Annotated in this window: 17 protein-coding genes and 1 tRNA gene; 11 read left to right on the top strand and 7 right to left on the bottom strand. The window is 70.1% G+C overall.

Annotation, left to right across the window (positions count from 1 at the left end; translation table 11 throughout):
* Nucleotides 1-67: 67 nt before the first annotated feature.
* Complete coding sequence (locus KLI87_RS32840; protein ID WP_214620164.1) at nt 68-1,060, bottom strand: 2-hydroxyacid dehydrogenase; 993 nt, start codon at nt 1,058-1,060, stop codon at nt 68-70.
* A gap of 207 nt (nt 1,061-1,267) precedes the next feature.
* A complete protein-coding gene (locus KLI87_RS32835) occupies nt 1,268-1,867 on the bottom strand; it encodes a 5-formyltetrahydrofolate cyclo-ligase (RefSeq protein ID WP_156220054.1) in 600 nt (199 codons plus the stop codon).
* Nucleotides 1,868-1,882: 15 nt separating this feature from the next.
* On the opposite strand from KLI87_RS32835, the gene galU reads away from it, so the two are divergent.
* The 4 genes from galU to KLI87_RS32815 all read left to right on the top strand — a co-directional run bounded on the left by galU (nt 1,883) and on the right by KLI87_RS32815 (nt 5,066).
* Nucleotides 1,883-2,788 (top strand): UTP--glucose-1-phosphate uridylyltransferase GalU, encoded by a 906-nt coding sequence (gene galU, locus KLI87_RS32830; RefSeq protein ID WP_214620163.1) that lies wholly within the window; start codon nt 1,883-1,885, stop codon nt 2,786-2,788.
* Between the two features lie 84 nt (nt 2,789-2,872).
* The gene (gene glp, locus KLI87_RS32825; RefSeq protein WP_214620162.1) at nt 2,873-4,081 is read left to right on the top strand and encodes a gephyrin-like molybdotransferase Glp; all 1,209 of its coding nucleotides are present in this window, start codon (nt 2,873-2,875) and stop codon (nt 4,079-4,081) included.
* Between the two features lie 5 nt (nt 4,082-4,086).
* Complete coding sequence (gene moaC, locus KLI87_RS32820; RefSeq protein ID WP_156220178.1) at nt 4,087-4,572, top strand: cyclic pyranopterin monophosphate synthase MoaC; 486 nt, start codon at nt 4,087-4,089, stop codon at nt 4,570-4,572.
* 23 nt (nt 4,573-4,595) lie between these two features.
* Nucleotides 4,596-5,066, top strand: a complete 471-nt coding sequence (locus tag KLI87_RS32815; protein WP_214620161.1) for a molybdenum cofactor biosynthesis protein B — start codon at nt 4,596-4,598, stop codon at nt 5,064-5,066.
* On the opposite strand, the gene KLI87_RS32810 is transcribed toward KLI87_RS32815, so the two are convergent.
* On the bottom strand, nt 5,063-5,848 hold the full coding sequence (locus KLI87_RS32810) for a DeoR/GlpR family DNA-binding transcription regulator (protein WP_214620160.1): 786 nt from the start codon (nt 5,846-5,848) through the stop codon (nt 5,063-5,065). The two genes, KLI87_RS32815 and KLI87_RS32810, sit on opposite strands and share 4 nt — an antisense overlap.
* A gap of 137 nt (nt 5,849-5,985) precedes the next feature.
* Between KLI87_RS32810 and KLI87_RS32805 the strand changes: the two genes are divergently transcribed.
* The 7 genes from KLI87_RS32805 (at nt 5,986) to KLI87_RS32775 (ending at nt 11,332) form a co-directional block, all read left to right on the top strand.
* On the top strand, nt 5,986-6,897 hold the full coding sequence (locus KLI87_RS32805; RefSeq protein WP_250904496.1) for an SIS domain-containing protein: 912 nt from the start codon (nt 5,986-5,988) through the stop codon (nt 6,895-6,897).
* Nucleotides 6,894-8,039 (top strand): N-acetylglucosamine-6-phosphate deacetylase, encoded by a 1,146-nt coding sequence (gene nagA / locus KLI87_RS32800; RefSeq protein WP_308166368.1) that lies wholly within the window; start codon nt 6,894-6,896, stop codon nt 8,037-8,039. Before KLI87_RS32805 ends, nagA begins: the two co-directional genes overlap by 4 nt.
* Nucleotides 8,036-8,947 carry a 1-phosphofructokinase family hexose kinase gene (locus KLI87_RS32795; protein ID WP_214620159.1) on the top strand — a complete coding sequence of 304 codons (912 nt, stop codon included), beginning with the start codon at nt 8,036-8,038 and terminating at the stop codon, nt 8,945-8,947. Before nagA ends, KLI87_RS32795 begins: the two co-directional genes overlap by 4 nt.
* Nucleotides 8,935-9,774: a class II fructose-bisphosphate aldolase gene (locus KLI87_RS32790; RefSeq protein ID WP_214620158.1), complete on the top strand. Its 840-nt coding sequence runs from the start codon at nt 8,935-8,937 to the stop codon at nt 9,772-9,774. The genes KLI87_RS32795 and KLI87_RS32790 overlap by 13 nt, the downstream gene beginning before the upstream one ends.
* 28 nt (nt 9,775-9,802) lie before the next feature.
* Entirely contained in the window at nt 9,803-10,444 is a 642-nt protein-coding gene (locus KLI87_RS32785) for a GNAT family N-acetyltransferase (RefSeq protein WP_156220059.1), read from the top strand.
* 218 nt (nt 10,445-10,662) lie between these two features.
* Nucleotides 10,663-11,211 (top strand): hypothetical protein, encoded by a 549-nt coding sequence (locus KLI87_RS32780; RefSeq protein WP_214620157.1) that lies wholly within the window; start codon nt 10,663-10,665, stop codon nt 11,209-11,211.
* A gap of 47 nt (nt 11,212-11,258) precedes the next feature.
* Nucleotides 11,259-11,332: transfer RNA gene (locus KLI87_RS32775), tRNA-Ala, on the top strand.
* A gap of 907 nt (nt 11,333-12,239) precedes the next feature.
* Here KLI87_RS32775 and KLI87_RS41705 read toward each other — a convergent pair.
* The 4 genes from KLI87_RS41705 to KLI87_RS32755 all read right to left on the bottom strand — a co-directional run bounded on the left by KLI87_RS41705 (nt 12,240) and on the right by KLI87_RS32755 (nt 16,917).
* On the bottom strand, nt 12,240-12,635 hold the full coding sequence (locus KLI87_RS41705; RefSeq protein ID WP_308166367.1) for a hypothetical protein: 396 nt from the start codon (nt 12,633-12,635) through the stop codon (nt 12,240-12,242).
* Between the two features lie 340 nt (nt 12,636-12,975).
* Nucleotides 12,976-13,290 carry a hypothetical protein gene (locus KLI87_RS32765; protein WP_214620155.1) on the bottom strand — a complete coding sequence of 105 codons (315 nt, stop codon included), beginning with the start codon at nt 13,288-13,290 and terminating at the stop codon, nt 12,976-12,978.
* Between the two features lie 357 nt (nt 13,291-13,647).
* Entirely contained in the window at nt 13,648-15,084 is a 1,437-nt protein-coding gene (locus KLI87_RS41700) for a pentapeptide repeat-containing protein (protein WP_214620154.1), read from the bottom strand.
* 288 nt (nt 15,085-15,372) lie between these two features.
* Entirely contained in the window at nt 15,373-16,917 is a 1,545-nt protein-coding gene (locus KLI87_RS32755; RefSeq protein ID WP_214620153.1) for an ABC transporter substrate-binding protein, read from the bottom strand.
* Nucleotides 16,918-17,361 lie beyond the last annotated feature (444 nt).

Below are 17,361 nucleotides of genomic sequence, written 5' to 3'. Positions count from 1 at the left end.
GGAATTCTACATATTCATGGCCGTATCGCACACTTGTGGTTGAGGGACGTGATGTCGCAGGTGCCCGCTATCGACGTCTGACCTGCGGATTTACCCCGTTCACAATATTCTGCACTTCGCGTCCCAGGACGGCCGCCGTGACGTTGTCCCGCACGATCGCGACGAGGTTGAGCTGCGACTGCGAGGACCCTCCCGCCGCGTGCGGGGACAGCAGGACGTTCTCGTGGGAGCGCAGCGGATGCCCCGCCCGGAGGGGCTCCTCGTCGAACACGTCCAGCGCCGCTCCGGCGAGCCGTCCCGATTCCAGGGCGGCGAGGACGGCGTCATCGGGCGCGATGCTCCCGCGCGCCACGTTCACCAGCAGCGCGCCGTCCGGAAGCAGCGTGAGGCGCTCCGGGCCGATCAGCCCCCGCGTCCCGTCGGCCAGCGGCAGCGCGAGCACGACGATGTCGGACGTCGCCAACAGATCGTCGAGTTCCCTGTAGGTGGCGGACGCCTCGGGGCGCGGACGCCGCGTCCAGTACGAGACGGCGCAGCCGAGCGCCGCGAAGAGACGCGCCGCCTCGGAGCCGATCGCACCGAAACCCACGATCCCGACCCGCTGCGCATGCAGTTCGCGGGGTTGCCGCGCGGCGAGTTCCATCTGCGGCCACTCCCCGGCGCGCACCCGCCGGTCGCCCCACACGAGGTGGCGGCACAGGGCGAACGCGGCGCCGACGGCCCACTCGGCCACGCCGCGCGCGTTGGCGCCCGCCGTGTTGGCCACCGGGACGTCCCTGGAGGTGAGCGCCGCGACGTCGATGCTGTCCGTCCCGACCGACGGCATCTGGACGAACGCCAGCCGCGGCCCGGCGGCGACGGCGGCGGCGTCCAGCACCATCTCGCCGGTGAAGTCGCCGATCACCACCTCGGCGCCGTCCGCGAGAGCCGAGTGCAGGCCGTCCTGGCTCCTGCTCCGGGGAAATGTCACATCGACGGCGTCGCCCAGGGGTGCGAACAGGCCGCGCACGAGGTCCTCGCCGAGCGGGGGCAGGGACAGGATCCGCCACGGGTCCGTCATCTCGAACCTCCCAGGTCCGCGTTGCCGGGAGGCGCGCCACCCCGGCGGCCGGGGCGCCGCTTCCTCCCGGTTTCGATCTTGCCGTCCCACACCCTAGGCGCCGCCCCCGGCGGCGCCGAGACCGGCACCAGGCACCACACGGCAACAAATGGCCCATTGCGGCCACAATCGCCACGCGGTCACCCCTGGGCGCCCCCGCGCGAGGGGTCAGCCCAGGCGCAGCAGCCCGCCGGACGGGGTCACCGCGGCGCGCACCCGCTGGTCGTGGGGCTCCGCGGGCACCTCCGGCAGCAGTTCCCCGTCGTACAGCACGGCCACGGTCAAGATCGCGGGCCCGACACGCGCCAGCGCGCGGTCGTATGACCCGCCGCCGCGTCCCAGGCGCATGCCCGCGCGGTCGACGGCCACCGCCGGTGCCAGCACCACATCCGCGCTGGCCACGGCCCCGGGACCGCGTGGAGGCTCGGTCGGTTCGAGGATGCCATGGGGGCCGGGGGCCAGGGAGTCCGGCCCCTCGTAGGACGCCCAGTCCAGGTCGCCGTCCGGCAGCAGCCTGGGCAGCAGGACGTAGGTGCCGCGCTTCCACAGCGCGAACAGCAGGCCGCGCGTGTCGGGCTCGGAGTCCAGCGACACGTGCGCCGCGACGGTCCCGGCCATCTCGATCTCGGGTTCCGACAGCAGCGCGTCCCGGATGGACCGTGCCGCGTCGGAGCGCACGTCAGACGACATGGTCGCACGCTTTCCCAGTAGTTCCGCGCGTAGGCGGGTCTTCGTCACTATGTCGTGCACGCTGTGGTCCTCACGCATGACTAGGGTCTCTACATGGCCGACATTGCACCTGTGCTCAAGGCGGTCGTCCCGGCGGCCGGTCTCGGTACCCGATTCTTGCCCGCCACCAAGGCGACGCCAAAGGAAATGCTGCCGATCGTCGACAAACCGGCGATCCAGTACGTCGTCGAGGAGGCGGTCGATGCCGGCCTCAACGATGTGCTGATGATCACCGGGCGCAGCAAACGCTCCATCGAGGACCACTTCGACCGCGCGTACGAGCTGGAGGAGGCACTGCGCGCGAAGGGCGACGACGAGCGGCTCGGGGCCGTCCGGGAGTCCAGCGAGCTGGCGATCATGCACTACGTCCGGCAGGGCGAGCCGCGCGGGCTCGGGCACGCCGTGCACTGCGCGCGCCAGCACGTCGGCGACGAGCCGTTCGCGATCCTGCTCGGCGACGACATGATCGACGCCCGGGACCGGCTGCTCAGGCGCATGATCGAGGTGCGCGGGCAGTACGGCGGCAGCGTCGTGGCGCTCATGGAGGTGGAGCCCGACCAGGTCTCGGCCTACGGCTGCGCCGCGATCGAGGCCACCGACGAGGACGACGTCGTCCGCATCAGCGACCTGGTCGAGAAGCCCGCCGCCGAGGAGGCGCCGAGCAACTGGATCATCATCGGCCGCTACGTCTGCGACCCGGCGGTCTTCGACGTCCTGGAGAAGACGCCTCCGGGGCGCGGCGGCGAGATCCAGCTCACCGACGCGCTGCGCACCCTCGCCGACATGCCCGCCGACCAGGGCGGCACCGTCTACGGCGTCAAGTTCCGCGGCCGCCGCTACGACACGGGCAACAAGCTGGAGTACCTGCGGACGGTCGTCCAGTTCGCCTCCGAGCGGCCCGACCTGGCCCCGGAGTTCATGCCGTGGCTCCGCGAGTTCGTCCAGAAGCACGACTCCTGACCGCGCGGTGACGGACGGCGCCGCGGCGGTCGGCGTGGGGAGCGCCTGCGACGCGCGGGTACGCGTCACACTGGGGATGTGGGCATGAGATCAGTCGACGAGCATCTGACCGACATCCTCGGCAGCGTTCCCGTGCTGCCGCCGCTCGACCTGGCGCTGCTGGAGGCGCAGGGGACGGTGCTCGCCGAGCCCGTCTCCGCGCCCGTGCCGCTGCCCCCGTTCGACAACTCCGCGATGGACGGCTACGCCGTGGTCGCTGCGGACATCGCGGGGGCCTCGGAGGCGGAGCCGGTCGTCCTGCCGGTGGTCGGCGACATCCTGGCGGGCGATCCCGGGGTGTCGGCGATCCGGCCGGGGCTGACCGCCCGGATCATGACGGGCGCGCCGCTGCCCGCCGGGGCCGACGCGGTGATCCCGGTGGAGTGGACCGACGGCGGCGCCGCCACGGTGCGGATCTCGCGCCCGGCGCCCGCCGGCAACTACATTCGCCGCGCCGGTGAGGACGTCCTCGCCGGCCAGATCGTCGCCGACGAGGGCACCCGCTTGGGCGCGGCGCAGATCGGCATGCTCGCGGCCGTCGGGCGGGCGCGCGTGGTCGTCCGGCCGAGGCCCCGCGTCGTCGTGCTCTCGACCGGCACCGAACTGCGCGAACCCGGCGAACGCCTCGGCGACGGGCAGATCTGGGAGTCCAACTCGTTCATGCTCACCGCCGCCGTCGTCGAGGCCGGCGGCGTCGGCTTCCGGCAGGCGACCGTCGAGGACGAGCCGGTGAAGGTGCTGGAGGCCCTGCGCGACCAGCTCGTCCGCGCCGACGCGATCGTCACCTCCGGCGGCGTCTCGATGGGCACCCGGGACGTCGTCAAGGAGGTGCTGACCGGGGTCGGGACCGTGGAGTTCCACAAGGTCCGGATGCGCCCCGGCAAGCCTCAGGGCTTCGGGCTGTTCGAGGGGACGCCGGTGTTCACGCTCCCCGGCAACCCCGTCAGCGCCTACATCTCCTTCCAGGTCTTCGTCCGGCCCGCGCTGCGCGCCATGCAGGGGCTGGATCCCGAACCGCTGCCGACGGTCAGCGCCGTCCTCGGGCAGGACGTGCGGTCCCCGGCGGGGATGCGCCACTTCGTGCGTGGCAGGCTGTCCTACAACCGCGGTTTCTACACCGTCACCCCGGCCGACGTGCAGGGCTCCCACCAGCTCGGCTCGCTCTCCTCCGCGGACGCGTTGATCACGCTTCCGGAGGAGGCCGAGGCCATGCCCGCCGGCTCCCACGTCGATGTCATGAGGTTGCCGGCATGAGCGCAATGGGCACCGAGTTCACCCACCTGGACGAGAAGGGCGCGGCCCGCATGGTCGACGTCTCGTCCAAGGACGTCTCCTCCCGCACGGCCACCGCGACGGGCTTCGTCCGGCTGTCCGCCGAGTGCGTGGCGCTGCTGCGCGCGGGCGACATACCGAAGGGCGACGCCGTCTCGGTGGCGCGCATCGCCGGGATCATGGGCGCCAAGCGCGTCCCCGACCTCGTCCCGCTGTGCCACCCGATCGCGCTGCACGGCGTGACGGTCGAGCTGACCGTCCAGGACGCGGGTGTCGCGATCACCGCCACCACCCGGACCGCCGACCGCACCGGCGTGGAGATGGAGGCGCTGACCTCCGTCACCGTCGCCGCGCTGGCGCTGGTCGACATGGTGAAGGCCGTCGACCCGGCGGCCGTGATCACCGACGTCCGGGTCGAGGAGAAGACCGGCGGCAAGACCGGCGTCTGGCGCCGCCCCGCAGGACGGGCATGAGGGACCGGCACGGGGGAGGCGCGATGATCCGGGCGATGGCGGTCACGGTGTCCAACCGGGCCTCGGCGGGGGTGTACGCCGACAAGTCCGGGCCGGTGCTGGTCGAGATGCTGGAGGACCTCGGCTGCCAGGTGGACGGGCCGGTGGTCGTCCCCGACGGGGAGCCCGTCGCCGGCGTCCTGCGGGACGCGGTCGAGGGCGGCTACGACGTCGTCGTGACCTCCGGCGGAACCGGCCTCACCCCGACCGACCGGACGCCGGAGATGACGCGCCTGGTGATCGAGCGCGAGATCCCGGGCATCGCCGAGGCGATCCGGCTGGAGGGGCGGGAGGCGGTGCCCGCGGCGATCCTGTCCCGCGGCCTCGCCGGTGTCGCGGGCCGCACCCTGATCGTCAACCTGCCGGGCTCGACCGGCGGCGTCCGCGACGGGATGACCGTCCTCGGGCGCGTGCTGGCGCACGCCGTCGACCAGATCGCCGGCGGCGACCACTAGGCGCGGATCACCCGGACGCCGGCCTCCCTGAAGGCGTCGAGGTCCGCGTCGGGCACGCTGGCGTCGGTCACCAGGACATCGATCCTGGACGTCTCGCAGATCTTGGCGAACGCGCGGCGGCCGATCTTGGAGCCGTCCGCGACGACGATGATCTGGTCGGCGCGCTCGGCCATCAGCCGCCCGACGTCGGCCTCGCCCTCGTTGCGGCAGGTGGCGCCGTGCTCGACGGTCACGCCGTTCACGCCGAGGATCGCGACGTCCAGCGTCACCTGGTCGAAGATCCCGGTGGCGAGCGGGCCGGTGAGCTCATAGGACTGCGGGCGCGGCACCCCGCCGGTCAGGACGATCTTCACATGCGGGCGGACGGCCAGCTCGCTGCCGATGTTGAGCGCGTTCGTCACGATCGTGATCGTGGGTGAGGGGCCCTCGGCGTGCAGGTCGGCGCGGGTGGCCAGCACCCGGGCGACCTCCGAGGTCGTCGTGCCGCCGTTCAGCCCGATGATCGAGTCGGGCCGGGCGAGTTCGGCGGTCGCCGCCGCGATGCGCTGCTTCTCCGGGGCGTGCCGCGCGCTCTTGTAGCGCAGCGGCAGGTCATAGCTCACGCTCTGCGCGACGGCGCCGCCCCGGGTGCGGGTGAGCATCTGCTGCTGGGCGAGCTGGTCGAAGTCGCGGCGGATCGTCGCGGCGGAGACCTCCATCCGCGCGGCGGCCTCCTCGACCGTGAGCCGCCCCTCCTCCGCGAGCAGACCCAGCAAGGCGTTCCAGCGCTCATGACGGGACACGGCGGCCCCCGTTCGCGCGTGCCAGCAGGCGTGACGAGGTCATCCCAGGATTCTAGCGATGCGCGGACATGGTCCTTTTTGCTCTGTTTTGCTATAAAACAAGCACTAACAAGCATGAGTGTGCAAGGAGGTCGCCAATGGCGGACATGCCGGACAACACGGCCGGTGCCCATACCGAGGCCGAGATCGGCTCCCAGCCCGCGCTGTGGCGCCGGGCCGCCGAGTCCGCGCCGGGCCTGGCCCCCGTCCTGCCCCGTCCGGGCGAGCGCGTCGCGGTGGTGGGCTGCGGGACGTCGTGGTTCATCGCGCAGGCGTACGCGGCGCTGCGCGAGGCCGCCGGGCAGGGCGAGACCGACGCGTTCGCCGCGTCCGAGATGCCGGACGGGCGCCCCTACGACCGCCTGCTGGCCCTGACCAGGTCGGGGACGACGACCGAGGTCCTGGACGTCCTCGGACGCGTGCGGGGCGCCGTGCCGACCGTCGCGATCACCGCCGACCCGGCGACGCCCGTCATGACCCTCGCCGACGAGGTCGTCGTGCTCGACTACGCCGACGAGCGGTCGGTGGTGCAGACGCGCTTCGCCACCACCCAGCTCATGCTGCTGCGCGCCCACCTCGGGCAGGGCGTCGCGGACGCGCTCGCGGACGTCGAGCGGGCCCTCGCCGAGCCGCTCCCGGAGGCCGCCGCCCAGGCCGAGCAGTTCACCTTCCTCGGACGCGGCTGGAGCGTCGGCCTCGCGCACGAGGCGGCGCTCAAGATGCGCGAGGCCGCCCGGGTCTGGACCGAGTCGTACCCCGCCATGGAGTACCGGCACGGCCCGATCAGCATCACCGGCCCCGGACGCGTCGCCTGGATGCTCGGCGACCCGCCCGCCGGGCTGGCCGCCCAGGTGGACGGCGTCGGCGGCACGATGATCACGAGCGGGCTGGACCCGCTCGCCGACCTCGTCCGCGTCCAGCGGCTGGCCGTGCGGCTCGCCCGCGCCCAGGGCGCCGACCCGGACGCGCCCCGCAACCTGACCCGCTCGGTCATCCTGGACGCGTCGTGACCGTCCTGCGCGACGCGCGCCTCGTGCTGCCCGGCGGTGTCCGGCGCGGTGACCTGCACATCCGGGACGCCCGCATCGTCCCGGGACCCTCGTCGCCGAGCGTAGCGGGCGGCTCCGACACCGCACCGTCCGAAGTGATCGACCTGGGCGGGCGGTACGTCGTGCCCGGGTTCGTCGACATGCACGTCCACGGCGGCGCGGGCGCGTCCTACCAGGCCGGGACGGCGGAGGACGCGCGCCGGGCGGCGGCCTTCCACCTCGCCGCCGGGACGACCACCACGATCGCGAGCCTGGTCACCGGCGACCCGCGCGAACTCGCCGACGCGGTCGCGGCGCTGGCCGACCTCGCCGCCGACGGGGTGCTCGCGGGCGTCCACCTCGAAGGCCCCTACCTCGCGCGGGAGCGGTGCGGCGCGCACGACCCCGCGCTGCTCAGGCCCCCCGACCTCGACGAGTTCCGGAGGCTGGCCGAACTCGGACGCGGCCACCTCCGCATGATCACGGTGGCGCCGGAGCTGCCGGGCGCGCTCGACCTCGTCCGCGCGGCGGGGGACGCGGGCGTGATCGCCGCCGTCGGGCACACCGAGGCGCCGGGCGCGATCGCCCGCGCGGCGTTCGACGCGGGCGCCCGCGTGGCGACGCACCTGTTCAACGCCATGCGCCCGCTGCACCACCGCGAGGGCGGCCCGATCGCCGCCGCGCTGACCGACCCCCGGGTCACCGTCGAGCTGATCAACGACGGCGTGCACGTGGAGCCCGCCGTCGCGCGGCTCGCCTTCGACGCGGCGGGCCCCGGCCGGGTCGCGCTGATCACCGACGCGATGGCGGCGGCCGGGATGGGCGACGGCGACTACCGGCTCGGCGTGATGGACGTCCAGGTCCGCGGCGGCCGCGCGACGCTCGCGGGCGGGTCGTCGATCGCGGGCAGCACGATCACGATGGCGGACGGCTTCCGCCGCGCGGTCACCGAGGTCGGCCTGCCGATCGAGCGGGCCGCCGAGGCCGCCGCGCTGACCCCGGCGCGGGCCCTCGGCATCGACGCGCGCGTCGGGTCCCTGGAGCCCGGCAAGGACGCGGACCTCCTCGTCCTGGACGACGACCTGACCGTGGCCAGGGTGATGAAGGGCGGCCGCTGGCTGTGATCCTCACGGTCACGCTGAATCTCGCATGGGACGTCACCTACGAGGTGCCGTCCGTGACGTGGGGCGGGTCCAACCGCGTGGGCGCGGTGCGGGAGCGGGCGGGCGGCAAGGGCGTCAACGTCGCCCGGGTGGCCGCCGCGCTCGGCGAGGACGTCCTGGCCATCGGTCTCGCCGGGGGAGTGACGGGCGACCTCGTCCGCGCGGACCTGGACGCGGTTGGCCTTCCGCATGCGTTCCGCCCCGTCCAGGGGACGTCCCGGCGCACCCTGACGGTCGTCACCCCCGAGGAGACAACGGTCTTCAACGAGACGGGCCCGGAAATCTCCCTAGGGGAGTGGGAGGCGTTCCAAGAGCACTACAGGGAACGTCTCCGCCGAGCGGAGGTGATCGTCCTCTCGGGCAGCCTCCCGCCCGGCGTCCCCCGCGACGCCTACGCCACGCTGACGGCCCTGGCGGCGGGCCGTCCGGTGATCCTCGACGCGGACGGCGACGCGCTCTCCCTGGGCGTCTCAGCGGGTCCCGCGGTCGTGAAACCCAACGCGGACGAACTCCGCCGCGCCACCGGGCGCGGGCCCGTCCCCGGCGCCCGCGCGCTACGGAACGCGGGCGCGAACGCCGTACTGGTGTCACTCGGCCATGAAGGTCTCCTGGCCGTGACCCCGGACGGTGCCTGGCAGGCGAGACCGCCGGCGCCCATGGCGGGCAACCCCACCGGCGCCGGGGACGCGGCGGTGGCCGCCACCGCACGCGCCCTGATCTCCTCCACCCCCTGGCCCTCCCTCCTGCGGGACGCGGTCGCGCTGTCGGCCGCCGCGGTGCGCGCACCCGTCGCGGGCGACTTCGACGCCGCCGCCTACGCCCGCCTCCTCCCCGAGATCGCCATAGAAGGACTCCCATGCCCCTCGTAGGAACCGGCGACATCCTGAAGGCCGAGCGCGGCACGGGCGCGTTCAACGTCGTCATGCTGGAGCATGCCACCGCCATCGTCGCGGGGGCGGAGGCCGCCGGGACGCCCGTCGTCCTCCAGATCAGCGAGAACTGCGTGCGGTACCACGGCGCCGCGGCCCCGATCATCGCCGCCGCACTCGCGACCGCCCGCGCCGCCGCCGTGCCCGTGGCGGTCCATCTCGACCACGCGACGTCCGTCGACCTCGTCCACGAGGCGGTCGGGCTGGGCGTCGGGTCGGTGATGTTCGACGCGTCCACCCTTCCCTACGCCGACAACGTCGCCGCCACCGCCGGGGTCGCCGCCTGGTGCCACGCCCGCGGGGTCTTCGTGGAGGCCGAACTCGGCGAGGTGGGCGGCAAGGACGGCGTGCACGCCCCGGGGGCCCGCACCGACCCCGCCGAAGCCGCCGCCTACGTGTCCGCCACCGACGTGGACGCGCTCGCCGTCGCCGTCGGCACCTCGCACGCCATGCTCACCCGCGACGCCGTCCTCGACCTGGACCTGATCGCCGAACTGCGTGCCGCCGTGCCCGTCCCGCTCGTCCTGCACGGCTCCTCGGGGGTGCCGGACGCGACGCTCGCCGCCGCCGTCCGGCACGGCATGGCGAAGATCAATATCGCCACCCACCTCAACGCGGTCCTCACCGCCGAGGTCAGACGGGCACTGGACGCCGCCCCGGCGCTCGTCGACCCCCGCAAATACCTGAAACCCGCCCGAAACGCCGTCTCCGCTGAGGTGACCCGGCTCCTCGACGTGCTGGGCGGCGGAATTCTCGGTGACAATTGATGGCGTCCACCCCCGCTACCAGGGAATCATGGGAACCGTGGAACGCTTGCGGGGATGGCCGGTCACCCTGACCGAGGGCCCTGTCGGGCTGCGCCCGCTGCGGCACCGCGACGCCGCCACCTGGCGCGACCTGCGGGTCCGCAACGCCGACTGGCTCCGCCCCTGGGAGCCCACCAACCCCGAGACTCCGCTGTTCCGCAGCGGCCTCGGCCCCTACGTCAGCATGGTCCACACCATGCGCCGCGAGGCCCGCCAGGGCCTCGCCCTCCCCTGGGTCGTCACCCACGAGGACCACTTCGCGGGCCAGCTCACGATCGGCGCGATCGTCTGGGGCTCGGCCCGCTCCGCCCAGATCGGCTACTGGGTCGACCGCCAGGTCGCCGGGCGCGGGGTCATTCCCACCGCCGTCGCCCTCGCCGTCGACCACTGTTTCTTCACCGTCGGGCTCCACCGGGTCGAGGCGAATATCCGCCCGGAGAACACCGCCAGCCGCCGCGTCGTCGAGAAACTCGGATTCCGGGAAGAGGGAATTCGGCGCCGCCATCTGCACATCGACGGCGCGTGGCGCGACCACATCTGCTACGCCCTCACCGTCGAGGACGTGCCCGGTGGCCTGCGCGCCCGCTGGCTCGCCGGACGCAAGCAGGCCTTTCCCCGCTCGACCTCATGACGCCGGGCTGACTTTCCGCCCGTAAGAATCCTGCGATCGAGAAGGCTCGGCAAACGGAGAGTAACGGCGGCATCGATCTCGCGACACACCGCCCCTTATGCTCGTCAACCTCTGACACCGGCTCGTACCGTGCGGGGCGTGACCCTGCTCCCATTGCACGTTCGCGCGCCGAAAGTCGGCTCGCCGGTCAAGCGTGCCCTGGGAACGGCGGTGAGCCGGTGAGCAGCGCCGTCCTGTACCTCGCGATCGTCGCGGTCTGGGCCGTCGTCCTCGTCCCCATGTGGCTGCGCCGCGACACCGAGGCCGGGATCACCCGCCTCCTCCACAAACGCGCCGAGGAGCCCACCGCGGACACGACCCCTCCCGACACCCTGGAGGAGGCCCCGGAACCCCCCCAGCCCGAACACGGGGCCCGCCCGGCCCGTCCCGGCCGCGCCGCCGTCATCGCCCGGCGCCGCCGCCGCACCGCCGGCCTGTCCCTGCTGGCGATGACCACCATCGTCCTGACCGCGACGGGCGTCGCGCCGTGGTGGGCCGTCCTGCCCCCGGTCGCCCTGCTGGCCGGCCACCTCGCGCTGCTCCGCGTCGCCGTCGGCATGGACGCCGCCCGCGCCCAGGCCGCCGCCGAGGCCCGCGCCAAGGCCCGCCAGGCCGAACAGCCCACCGAACCGGCCGAGACCGCCGAACCCGCCGAGGTCATCGAACTCGTCCCCGCCGACGAGGTCTTCGACCAGTACGCCGACGACCGCCGCGCCGTAGGCGAATAACCCGTGCGCGAGCATGTCCCGATGTTTGCTAACCTTACGGAGTCCTTGGGGCTGTAGCGCAGTCCGGTAGCGCACCTCGTTCGCATCGAGGGGGTCAGGGGTTCAAATCCCCTCAGCTCCACCCAGGATTCGCAGGTCAGAGGCCGGTTCAGGAGAAATCCCAGACCGGCCTCTGATCATGTGCCACCCCGTCGCCACCAAGACCAGGCGACACCAACCGGCCCGACCCGGGGTCCCGAAGCCACACCTTCAAGGCACACCCCGCGCCATCACCTCAGCTGACAGCAGCGATCTCCACCGCCGGGCACTCCGCGACCGTCGCATACAGCGCGGACTCGGCGGTGAACGGCACGAGCGAACTCCCCGCCGTCACGACCCGCCGATCATGCTCCTCGGGACGTACTCCGGAGGGTCCAGCGTTCCAACCGGGCCGCTCCCTACCGACTCAGCGGCGGCCAAGGCGATCGACGGTCACGTGAGGATCGTGGCGTGGTGGACCGGTTGAAAAGACGCCTGACCCTGCCACGGAAGGTGTGGCCTCGCCGCCCAGTCTTGGGGCCCAGGGGCAACATCCGGGCTGAGTTGAGCCACGATGAGTAACAGGGAGAGATCGCCACGACCCGATAACTCGGCATCGCATGAGGCTGCCGTGAGCGCGGAACCGAACGTCCGTGACAACTCGCCTCCACCATCCCAGCCGACACGACCTAACCCGCATGGACGGACCAAACGCACTCCTTGCATGGAGTTCCGAGTGATATATGAGCAAGATCTTGCTCGAAAATCAGATGACTGGTGTCAATTCAATGACCTGAACGGATGAGGGGGATAGATGCGCGCTGTCAGCTCGGGAGTAAAACCGATCACGGCCGTCATGGCGGCTGAGCTGCCCTCCGCTCGTACCACAGGTGTGACCGCGACCGCCCCTTGATCACCCTGGCTGATCGCGGCCGATTGCATGCCGTCCACTCGCGTACCTATAGCACCAAGGGGTTCCGAATGGTTCCGGACGCCGCCTTGGCCCGAGATCATCGACCCCCGTCGTTAGCACGGCCGTTGGCGAGGTCACCGTAGCTGAGGACCGGGCAGCCGAGCAGCTCTGCCAGGACTGTTCGCTGTCTGGTGGTCAACTCATTAGCGAAAACCACCGCCTTGGCGTCCGTCTCGACCCGCACGGCGGCTATCTCACGCACCTTGCCTGTGCTCATCAGCGTCCGTGAGGAATAGGGCCGGTCCATGTTCGTCCTGCCCCCAGGCGCATGGCCCTTCTTACCGCCCGAGACCCCTCGACGCTGTACGAACTGCCCCATGACCCGACCGCCCAACCGCTCTACCTCGCCCACCAGAACGCTCATGGTCTCGGCATAGTCCTTCTGCTTCGCCGAAAAGAGCCCGGCGACAAGAACGCCGCTTCCGCTGAGCACGTTCTGGGGGCATCTTGGCGCACGGCCGGGGGAGCGACCCGACCAGATTCGCGACGACGACCGTTTGCCCAGCAGCGAGTGTCGCCGTACGTACCTCATGAACCGACAGAGTAGACATGCCGACCGTACGCGCCAAACACTTTGTCAGCAGTGCAGAAGCATGGCCCTGCCCCCGTCCGCGGACCGCCTGCTCCCCCGGGCCCAAGATCGGCTGACCAGTGACCGGCTGCTTTTCAGAAGTAGCAACCACCCTGCGATCACCTCGCCGACCGAGGTGAGACGGTGCTCGCCATGTGCGCGTGGTGGTGGTCGTGAGCCGACGTCGCTGTCACGGTTGCCGTCAGGTCGATCGCTCGACCCAGCCGTACTGTTCGAGCCGTTCACGCGCCTTCTGGCGGTCCTCGTCGGTGAAGAGTCGTTCATACTCTGGACGCAGGACGTGAGCCTCCACAGTGAGATCCAGCCGACCGTGGTCCCGCAGCGTTGTGAACCCGTCTGAGGGCGCGTCGGACCAGAGAAGCCGTTTGGCTGTGGCAACGCCGCCCTCGTGGCTGACCATCTGTAGAAACCGGGTCGCGTTATAGCCCAGCTCTCGCTTGGCCGTCTGGTAGATCGCGACCATGGCCTGATGGAACTCGCGCTCACCCTCGTCCATGCACCGTCTCCCTGTCCGAAGCTTGGTTGCGGTCCAGCATCACCCACTACTAGGCCGCATGCCACCCAAACTGCTATAAGCGCTCAAATTTCTGATCCGTAGACCCCCAAGCAATCACCGCACCCTGTTCAGACTGGTCCGCACGCTCGGGGGGCGCTGCCTCTGGTCGTCCGCATTCGTTCGGCACTCTCAAAGATCGTTTGGCCGCGCGGCTCCCGGGGCCAGGAACTGAGCCCGGCTGACCGTATTTTTGCGGTTTGGTCATGACCAAGGCGATCAGTTGCTTCATCGCGCTTAGGCCGTGGGGGGCTGATCACGCGTGGCGACCTCCGCTGGTGTTGGTGTTGCGGCCCGCTGTCAGTTCCCATCGATGAGCCGAGCCGTACCGGCACCACTGGCCTCCGCGTGCCAGGGGCTCGGCCATTCGTGCGCATCGTTCGGATATTTCACCGTGGCTCCGCGGAAGGTGGGAGCATGCACGAACCGCGCCGCGTTGAACTTGGTTTTCCCGCCGAACCGCGCCCCACGGAAGTCGGCCTCCTCGCCGAACTTGGCCGCGTGGAAGTCGGCATCCCCGCCGAACTGCGCCGCGCCGAACACGGCGTTCCCATCGAACCTGACGCGCCCTTTGAACTGCGCCCAGCAGAACTCGGCGCGCCTGTCGAACCGTGTTCCGCAGAACACGGTGAGCCCCCCGATATTCGCCTCGTTGAACATGGCGTCCCCGCCGAACCGTCCCCCCTCAAATAGGGCGTCCCCGCGGAACTGCGCCGCGCGGAAGTCGGCGCCTCCACTGAACTGCGCCGCGCCGAAGTCGGCATCCCCGTCGAACTCTACGGTGCGAAACCTCATGTACCCGTCGAACCGCGTTCCGCGGAAATCGGCGTTCGCGCTGAACTGCGCCGCGCTGAAGTAGGAGGTTCCGTTGAACCTTGCCCCGCCAAACACGGTGCGCCCGGCGAACCGCGCTGCGCCGAATCTGGTGTCTCCGATGAAGTAGGCGTTGGTGAACGTGGCGCCTGCCGGGCAGCAGTTGGTGAAGTCGAAGTCGATGAGATGGGCGCCGGTGAGGTCGATGTCGATATTTTCCCAGTACATGGCAGGGTTGCTGGCCAGCTGAATGATGGTCAGGTGGCGCTGTAGGAGTCGTTGCGCGGTGAGCCGGACCTGGAGTTCCTGCCGGGCATCGTCATCAGCGGGATCCTGGTGAGTGTTGGACTCGGGCTCCTGCTGGGAGGTGTTGGGCAACGGGGGCCGGAAGGGCATGCGTAGATAGGCGCACACGACATCGGTGACAGTCTGGCGGTGCTGAGGGTGGTTTTGGGCAAGACGTTCCAAGGAGTACAGGCCGCCTAGCCGGACGGCGGCCTTGTCGTGGCCGAGCAACCCGACGGCTTGACCGTACAGATCGGTGACCAGACGCTCGGTTGCGTCGTGTGCTGCGTCCCGCGCTACTTGCTCGACGTGGGCTTGGACGCGTTCGGCGCGCTCCCCGGCGGCCTCGTCAACGCGTTGCCGGCGATAGGCGGTCACCAGAGCAACCAACGCGCCAACGCCGGCGACCAGGGCGAAGACGAGCTTGAGCAGTTCCAGAAGGTCTCTGGTTTCCAATGGCTTGGGCTTGGCGTGCGGCGGTGAGCCCAGGAGCCACAACAGTAAGAACCACGCAGCGACCAGCAACACAACCGCGGCGGCGAAGGCGAACGTCAGCGCGCGACGAATCGACCAGAGCCCTAGCGTCTTGTGTGCGTCCTTGACCGGCCGATGCTCCGGCGCCGTCTCGTCCTCGTCCACAACCTCAATGTTAGAAACGTCGCTCAAGTATCAGAGGCCATCCGGAACCAGCGAATTGCCCACTCTCGGCGTGCGCCCGTGGCTGGCTCTGGGGCCTGCTGTTGCTGTCAGCTTCGGGCGGTCTTTATGAAGGTCACGCGCTTGCGGTCAGGTTCGGGCGTGCGCGATAGCCGACGTCCACCCGGACCCTGAGAGCCGACTCCGTGTTCGCCGGAGTGCGGAGGTGTCCTCTCGTCCGTCCAGGTCGGTGGGAAGCGGCTCCGGTTCGTGTGCCGTCGTCCTGCCTGCTCACTGGTCGATGGTGACCTTGGTGAAGTCGTACAGGTTGCCGGAGGGGTATTCCGGGACGAGGCCGTGCACCTTGGAGGAGTACACGCTCACCGTGGGGTTCGACGCGGCGAGGAGGCTCCCGCCCCGTTCGTACTCGATCTGCTTCATCTTCTTCTGGATCCCGCACTGTTCCTGCGCGTCGGCGGTGGCATAGAGCTTCTTGGCCAGCGATTCGAACTCAGGGTCGTGCCAGTGCTGGTGGTTGAACACGTCGTCCGTGCTGGTCGTTTCGTCTACGGCCTCCAGGTAGGGACGGGTGTCATAGCCGGTGTAGAACGTCCGCTTGCCCCATCTCTCCAGGTAGGCGCCCAGCTCCATCTTCTTCACGTTGATGGTGACGCCGATCTTCTTGGCGTCCTCGGCGAGGATCTGGGTGAGCTGGAGCATGCCGGGCTTGTTCGCTGCGGTCTCCAGATCGACGCTGAGATTGGACTTGCCCGCGTCCGCGAGCAGCTTCTTGGCCTGGGGGAGGTTCTGTTCTCGCTGGGGGACGTCCGGCAGGCAGGCGTCGATGCCCATGTGGTCGTTCGCCAGGACCCCGAGGCCGTCGAAGGCGTTGGTGAGCGCGAGCTTGCGGTTCATGATCAGTTGCATCGCCTGGCGGACGCGCACGTCGTTGAACGGCGGAACGTCGACGCGCATGTTGATGCTGACCTTCAGGACGTTGTCGCCCTTCATGATCTTCAGGCTCGGCGTCTTCTCGATCGTCGGAAGCGAGGTCTGGAGGATGTTGGAGCTCGCGTCGATCTGGTGGCCGACCAGTGCGTTGGTCGTCGCCTCCACGCTCTTGAAGCTGATGACCCTGACCTTGTCGACCTTGGGCTTCGCCCCCCAGTAGCCGTCGAACCTCTTGACCTCCGTCTCCCGCCCGGGGGTGAATTTGGAGAGCATGAACGGACCCGTCCCGATCGCCTGCTCGGGCTTGGAGCCCTTCTTGTCGAAGATGATGTTGCTGTTGGTGACGGCGAACTGGAACGCCCCGTACGGTTCGGGCAGCTTGAACCTCACCGTCAGGTCGTCGACCTTCTCGATGCCCTTCGGGTCGATTTCGTCGATGTAGTTGCGCTCGATGAGCGCGTTCTTCTTGTCGAGGACCCGTTTGAAGACCGCGACAACGTCGTCGGCGCTGAACGGGCTCCCGTCATGGAACTTGACGTTCGGGCGGAGCTTCACCGTCCATTCGGTGTTCTCCTTGTTGTGCGTCATGCCGGTGGCGAGGGCCCACTGGTAGCCGCCGCCCTTCGTCCGGTGCGCGAGCGGCTCGAACATCGCGGCGTTGCGCACGTAGAAGTCCTGCGACCTCAGGTTGGAGTAGGCGCCGAGAGTGGAGATCGTGCTGGCGACCACGCCGACGCGGAGCGTGCCCCCGGACCCGCCCCCCTCTCCTCCCGACGAGCCCGTGGAACATGCGGTCGCGAGACCGGCGGCCATGGCGGCGGCCACCATGGGCGCGAGCATCCGGGGACGTCCCCTGTGCCCCTTGCCGACCGATCGACTCAACATCCTTCCTCCTTAGAAAGACGCTGGTGGGGGTGGGATGGGAGCTTTCGCTCGGAACGGGGACGGGGGGTGTCCGTTGGTGCCGTGCTCCGCGAACGTGCGCGAACAGAAGATCGTCCTGTCCGGCCGGATGAGGCTAGTTTGTATGACGTACGAAAGCAGACGTACTATGCCACGTCAATGACGAGACTGGACGTGGATGGTCGGGAAGGTTACATCGTCGCTTGTGACCATTGATTTTGCCGAGCGGCCACGGTATGGGCACATTCGTTGTGAGGCTGGCCTTGAAGTTAGCGTATGACTATGTTATGTCATACAAAAGCGAGGAGGCGGCTTGTCGGAGACGGGACCAGACCTGCGGATCGTTCGCCTCGCTGAGACCGTGCCGCGGTCGGTCGTGCGTAGGTTCGGGCCATCCTCGAAGGCGTGCCGCCGGGGCGCAGGTTC

This window comes from Actinomadura sp. NEAU-AAG7, assembly GCF_018603865.1.
Lineage (GTDB): Bacteria > Actinomycetota > Actinomycetes > Streptosporangiales > Streptosporangiaceae > Spirillospora > Spirillospora litoris.
The sequence above is the reverse complement of the archived record's forward strand: the minus strand, read 5'-3'. Positions and strand labels throughout refer to the sequence as shown.

Bases quoted from the DNA above. Each gene is read 5' to 3' on its own strand.
- KLI87_RS32840 (WP_214620164.1), bottom strand. From the start codon at position 1,060: ATGACGGACCCGTGGCGGATCCTGTCCCTGCCCCCGCTCGGCGAGGAC.
- KLI87_RS32835 (WP_156220054.1), bottom strand. From the start codon at position 1,867: ATGCGTGAGGACCACAGCGTGCACGACATAGTGACGAAGACCCGCCTA.
- galU (WP_214620163.1), top strand. From the start codon at position 1,883: ATGGCCGACATTGCACCTGTGCTCAAGGCGGTCGTCCCGGCGGCCGGT.
- glp (WP_214620162.1), top strand. From the start codon at position 2,873: ATGAGATCAGTCGACGAGCATCTGACCGACATCCTCGGCAGCGTTCCC.
- moaC (WP_156220178.1), top strand. From the start codon at position 4,087: ATGGGCACCGAGTTCACCCACCTGGACGAGAAGGGCGCGGCCCGCATG.
- KLI87_RS32815 (WP_214620161.1), top strand. From the start codon at position 4,596: ATGATCCGGGCGATGGCGGTCACGGTGTCCAACCGGGCCTCGGCGGGG.
- KLI87_RS32805 (WP_250904496.1), top strand. From the start codon at position 5,986: ATGGCGGACATGCCGGACAACACGGCCGGTGCCCATACCGAGGCCGAG.
- KLI87_RS32790 (WP_214620158.1), top strand. From the start codon at position 8,935: ATGCCCCTCGTAGGAACCGGCGACATCCTGAAGGCCGAGCGCGGCACG.
- KLI87_RS32785 (WP_156220059.1), top strand. From the start codon at position 9,803: ATGGGAACCGTGGAACGCTTGCGGGGATGGCCGGTCACCCTGACCGAG.
- KLI87_RS32765 (WP_214620155.1), bottom strand. From the start codon at position 13,290: ATGGACGAGGGTGAGCGCGAGTTCCATCAGGCCATGGTCGCGATCTAC.
- KLI87_RS32755 (WP_214620153.1), bottom strand. From the start codon at position 16,917: ATGTTGAGTCGATCGGTCGGCAAGGGGCACAGGGGACGTCCCCGGATG.